Origin of the sequence: Pseudoalteromonas sp. S1610 (assembly GCF_005887465.1) — a bacterium.
Lineage (GTDB): Bacteria > Pseudomonadota > Gammaproteobacteria > Enterobacterales > Alteromonadaceae > Pseudoalteromonas > Pseudoalteromonas undina.
The window spans coordinates 1-5,717 of sequence record NZ_PNDI01000072.1; the positions used below are offsets into that span (position 1 = coordinate 1).

General features: G+C 40.7%; 4 protein-coding genes and 1 pseudogene. 1 reads left to right on the top strand and 4 read right to left on the bottom strand.

Annotated elements, in window-relative coordinates; translation table 11 throughout:
- Positions 1–539: 539 nt before the first annotated feature.
- The 3 genes from CWB77_RS17220 to CWB77_RS17230 form a co-directional block, all read right to left on the bottom strand.
- Positions 540–1,727, bottom strand: coding sequence for an alpha/beta hydrolase-fold protein (locus tag CWB77_RS17220; RefSeq protein WP_138623765.1), 1,188 nt, complete (start codon positions 1,725–1,727; stop codon positions 540–542).
- A gap of 110 nt (positions 1,728–1,837) precedes the next feature.
- On the bottom strand, positions 1,838–3,658 hold the full coding sequence (gene glmS / locus CWB77_RS17225) for a glutamine--fructose-6-phosphate transaminase (isomerizing) (RefSeq protein WP_010392174.1): 1,821 nt from the start codon (positions 3,656–3,658) through the stop codon (positions 1,838–1,840).
- A 46-nt stretch (positions 3,659–3,704) separates the two neighbouring features.
- Positions 3,705–4,469, bottom strand: a complete 765-nt coding sequence (locus tag CWB77_RS17230) for a DeoR/GlpR family DNA-binding transcription regulator (RefSeq protein ID WP_138623767.1) — start codon at positions 4,467–4,469, stop codon at positions 3,705–3,707.
- A 161-nt stretch (positions 4,470–4,630) separates the two neighbouring features.
- On the opposite strand from CWB77_RS17230, the gene CWB77_RS17235 reads away from it, so the two are divergent.
- On the top strand, positions 4,631–5,158 hold the full coding sequence (locus CWB77_RS17235; protein WP_138623769.1) for a sugar O-acetyltransferase: 528 nt from the start codon (positions 4,631–4,633) through the stop codon (positions 5,156–5,158).
- A 57-nt stretch (positions 5,159–5,215) separates the two neighbouring features.
- On the opposite strand, the pseudogene CWB77_RS17240 reads toward CWB77_RS17235, so the two are convergent.
- Positions 5,216–5,717, bottom strand: a pseudogene (locus CWB77_RS17240) (tetratricopeptide repeat protein); the annotation flags it as partial.

Consider the following 5,717-nt stretch of genomic DNA (forward strand, 5'->3'; position numbering starts at 1 on the left):
AAGGCGGCAAAAACCCGCAAAAGCGACGGTTGTTAATGACGAAGCCATTTTGCGACACGCCAGACCTATCGATCTAATTTTAGCTCGCGTAATGCATATATCATTTATAGGTTTGATGTTCGTAATTGCCTATGGCTACTTTGCCTATGATTTAGGTAATCGCGCAGACTAAAAAGGAGCACAAAGCGCCTTTTACATCAAACCTGTCGCCTATTGATTTTAAAATTTTTAGGCCGACTTTGCCAAATTGCGTGGTTCGTCAACATCTGTGCTTTAATTACCGCTTTATAGTGCGACAGTGATTACACGCATAGTCATCTGACTCACAGTATGAGTATTTACCAGTAAACTCTTCTTAGTCTGCAATACCATCAGCAAGTAATATTGCTTCTTCTAATTTGTTTGGTAAAGCTTTAATCACGTTAAAGATCACTCTTTGAATCTAAACCCTACTCTTGTAATTAATTTGACTGTCACCGAGAGCACTCCAAACTTAAAGAGGCTTTCATAAAAAGCCAACAACTAAGTTGGCAATATTATTAGTTCTTACTCAGTTCTGCTTGTAACCTGACTTTTGTTTCTTTTAAGTAATTTAAATAAGGATATGAGTCATCTGCAATGGCTAAAGCCGACTCCATCTGTTCAAACGCTTGGCGAGTATCACCCTGCATTTCATAGCCATATGATAAGGCTGAAAGCGCATCGACTGATTTGGGGTGATTTTTTATATTGTACTTAAACACCTCTATAGCACGGGTAAACTGCTTGCTGTCCGTTAAGTTATAACCAAGTAATCTAACAGCGCGATCTGGTGGAGATATTTGCTCACCCCATTGCTGAGATAAGTTTTGATAATAAGTATCAATAGACGCTAAATCGTCAGTTAAAGCACTTATAGGCATTTGTTTAGGTAAAAATAAGTTGTAATAGGCATTAAATGCGCCAGCAGAGGAAGTTAAGTTATGCGAGATACCATCAAACGCATCACTAGAGAAGCGTAACCCTGGCACTTTATGCGATTGCAGTGATTGCTTCAATTCATTGTACCTTTCACGCATTATGCCGGCTTCTTCGCCAATATTGATGTACACGTAGTTATTCAGGTCTTTCGTTTTAGCTATAAATGATTTTGTGCTTTTTACCATTGCGCCATAGTTCCACCAAACTGCGGGGCTATAAGCAATATGCGCTTGAAATAGTTTTGGGTTTGCCTGCAACGCGTATAGCGCAAATACACCACCCGCAGAGGCGCCAGATATAACCTTATAGTCATGCGTGCGATAGTTCTTATTTATTAAAGGAATAAGTTCTTGCTCAAAGAACGCTAAAAACGTTGATGCACCGCCCCCTTCACCAACTGGGCCCTGCGGTTCCTTGTTCACTGTAGGATAAAAATCTCTAAGTCGATTAGTGTTTTCAATAGCGACAATAATTACCTCTGGAGCACGATTATCATTTTGTAAACGCTCAATAACAACACTCGCAAGCGGTATATTACCCGCCCCATCTAAGCGATAAACAACTGGGTATACCTTATTTGGCTGAGCTTGGTAGCTTTTAGGCAATTGCACGACAACTGTGCGTTCTTCGTTTAAAACAACCGATTTAATAGTATGTGTGTACTGAGAGTAATCTGTACTTTGCTGTTTAGTGCCAGATTGTGCAAAGGCACTTTGTGAACTAAAAATACTAAAGCTAACAAAACAAATAACGGTTAATAAACGCATGACTAACCCCTTAGAGAATAATAAGTTACTTAAGCTAACAGAGTTTCAGGCACAAAAAAAGCGCCTTAAGCGCTTTTTTAACATTAATAAAAACCTATAACCTTTTGATTTTACTCAACTGTAACCGATTTTGCTAGGTTACGTGGTTGGTCAACATCAGTGCCTTTAATGACCGCTACATAGTACGACAGTAACTGTAGTGGAATTGTATATACAACAGGGGCAATTACGTCATCTACGTGGTTTACGTTGATTACACGCATTGTGTCGTCTGACTCAAAGTGTGAGTCTTTATCAGCGAATACATAAATGATGCCGCCGCGAGCACGTACTTCTTCTACGTTTGATTTAAGCTTTTCAAGCAATTCATTGTTTGGTGCTACAACAATAATTGGCATGTCAGCATCAATAAGCGCTAATGGGCCGTGTTTAAGCTCACCTGCTGCGTAGGCTTCAGCGTGAATGTATGAAATCTCTTTAAGCTTAAGTGCGCCTTCCATCGCGATTGGGTATTGTGAGCCGCGCCCTAAAAACAGTGAATGGTGTTTATCAGCAAATTCTTCAGCAAGGTCTGCAATGCCATCAGCCAATAGTAGCGTTTCTTCTAATTTAGCTGGTAGCAGTTTAATAGCGTTAACAATCGCGCTTTGATCTAAGCCTTTCTCTTGCGCAATAGACGCAGTAAGCATTAACAAACCAACAAGCTGTGTAGTAAATGCTTTAGTAGAGGCTACACCAATTTCAGCGCCTGCTTTGGTCATAAAGGCAAGGTCTGATTCTCGCACAAGCGATGAGCCAGGTACGTTACAAATAGTCATTGACCCCATATAGCCTTGCTCTTTAGCTAAACGCAGTGCAGCTAAAGTATCAGCCGTTTCGCCTGATTGTGAAATAGTTACTAGTAGGCTATTTTCGTGTACAAATGACTGACGGTAACGGAACTCAGAGGCAATTTCTACGTTACAGCTAACACCTGCATATTGCTCAAGCCAGTAACGAGCAACCATACCTGAGTGGTATGACGTACCACAGGCAATAATTTGTACGTGTTTTACGTCTTTAAATATTTGCTGTGCGCTATCGCCAAAAGCATCAATCGCTACGCGGTCATCGTTTAAACGTCCTTCAAGGGTGTTACGTACTGCAAGTGGCTGCTCATAAATTTCTTTTAGCATGTAGTGACGGTAATCACCTTTGCCTGATGCATCTTGTGTGATGTTTGATTCAACAACTTCACGCTCAACCGCGTTGCCATCTGCATCAAAAATTTCTACAGTGTCGCGAGTAATACGCGCTACATCACCTTCTTCTAAGAAGATAAAGCTGCGAGTCACTGGTAATAATGCAAGTTGATCAGAAGCAATAAAGTTTTCACCAAGGCCTAAACCAATAACTAACGGGCTACCTGAGCGAGCTACAATAATTTCGTTATCATTCGCTTTATCAAACACAACGGTACCAAATGCACCTTCAAACTGCTTAACAGCAGCTTGAACTGACGCTAATAAAGTGGTGTGCTGCTGACGTAACTGATGAATTAAATGCACCATGACTTCAGTGTCGGTGTCTGATAAAAACTCGTAACCGTCGCCTTTAAGTGCTGCACGCAAACTTGCGTGGTTTTCAATGATTCCGTTATGTACAAGTGCTAATTGATTGCTTGAAACATGTGGGTGAGCATTGGCTTCAGTTACACCGCCATGAGTCGCCCAACGAGTGTGTGCAATACCTGTGTGGCCGCTAACACCAGCTTGTTCAAGTGCTGACTCTAAGTTTACAACCTTACCAACTGCTTTAACTGTATTAAGTGTATTGCCTTCAAGTAAAGCTACACCTGCTGAGTCATAACCGCGGTACTCAAGACGCTTAAGGCCTTCAACTAAGATTTTATTTACTGGACGTTCTGCAACAGCCCCAACGATTCCACACATAGTGTCTCCATTAATTTTTTAATTCTAGCAACTTACGTTTTAGTTGCTATTCCATAATTTCTGCGCAAATTAGTTTTACACCACACGCCTCTATGGCTGCACGTTTATTACTTGCTAAGCCACTGTCGGTTATTAATGTGGTTACTGTTTGCCACGGTAATTCTAAATTTGGTATTTTTCGGCCAATCTTTTCTGACTCAACCAGCACAATAACTTCGCGCGCCGCTTTAGCCATCACTTGGCTTAATCCAACAAGTTCATTAAACGTGGTTGTTCCACGCGCTACATCAATGCCATCAGCACCAATAAATAGCTGATCAAAATCATATGAGCATAGAACATTTTCAGCTACTTGCCCTTGAAACGATTCAGAATGCGGATCCCACGTTCCACCTGTCATCAAAAGGGTTGGTTCGTTTTCAAGTGAGAGTAAACGACTCGCCACTTTAATCGCATTAGTCATTACAACTAATCCGCGTTTATTTGCAAGTTCTGGGATCATGGCGGCCGTAGTACGCCCGCTATCAATAATAATGCGGTTATGATCTTTTATAAGCGTCGCTGCAGCTTTTGCTATTGCGACTTTGCGCTTAGAATCAATCTCATCGCTAACAATCTCTTTAGGCAGAGCAATAGCACCGCCGTAACGGCGCAGCAATAAGCCACTTTTTTCAAGCGCGGTTAAGTCTTTTCGAATAGTTACTTCTGATGTTTGAAACTGTTCAGCTAAAATATCGACAGCCACTTCACCTAATTCATTAACTTGAGTGAGGATCAGATGGCGGCGTTGCTGAGTGTTACGTTTGGTCATAAGTGATTACAATTAAGTTTCGTTTCGAAAGTTAGTGAATTTTAAACGAAACATAATAAATGGCAAGTGAATGCGTAAAAAAAGCACAGTTTTATTCAAATTATCATCATGCTTAAAGTAGGTTAAGCTAGACACCATTATTTAAGTTAAACAAAATTGATATGCAGTCATTTAATAGTATTAGTAAAGAGAATCTAGCGCAGCGTAAAGCTGTGCACGAAATTTGCCGCTTATTTAATAAAAGCCCCAGTAAAGGTAATTTAAAGCGAATAAAAGAATTATGCTCACACTGTGGTGATGGAGTAATTATTGAAGCGGGCTTTCATTGTGACTATGGCTCGCAAATGCATATAGGTGATCGGACTTTTATAAACATTAACTGCACTGTGTTGGATGCGCCAATAAATGAAGGAGCCATAAGCATTGGCGACGATTGTTTAATCGGCCCAAACGTTCAACTATTGGCCGTATCTCATGCGGTTAACCCCACAGAGCGACTCAATAAAGAAAACTTTGCAGCACCGATTACTATTGGTAATAACGTGTGGATTGGCGCGGGAGTTATTGTGTTAGCTGGCGTTACCATTGGCGAAAACGCTGTTGTGGGCGCAGGGTCGGTAGTAACCAAAGACGTGGCTGCGAACACTGTTGTTGCTGGTAACCCCGCGATAAAGCTCAAGGATATTTAACACGCTAAAGCCCGCCCTAAAGGTCGTCGTTTACGGCGATATTTAATTTATATTGAGCTAGCCTTTAATTCCTAATTCAACCCTTAATTGTTCAATATCTTTATGCTGCTCAAAATACTGTACAACAGCTTGAATCTGTTGTTGCTTTATACCTTCAAAATTATCGGTTAGATAATCGTTAATCTCTCTAAAGGCCCATTTTAATTCCATTTCCGTTGGGATTTTGGTTAAGGCAGTAAACACCTCTTCAATCGATTTATCGTCAAGTAGAAAGCGGATAAACTGCATTACGGCTAAGAGCTGTGGGTTCTCTGAGTATTTTTCTGCCTCTGCAACACGAATAAGGACTTGCTCTGGCGTTTCATAAAGTAATGCTTGTTCTGCAATATTGGCTTTTGAATTAGCTATGATTTTTTTAATCTCACTGTTTTCTGAGTTATGAAATGCTTCAAGTAACATTGAATGCGATTTTAGAGCTGTGAGGAAGTCTTTGTTCAGACCATATACAGCACTCTGGCTACACATCGCTTCAGCCACCTGAATTTGAACCTCTTCATTC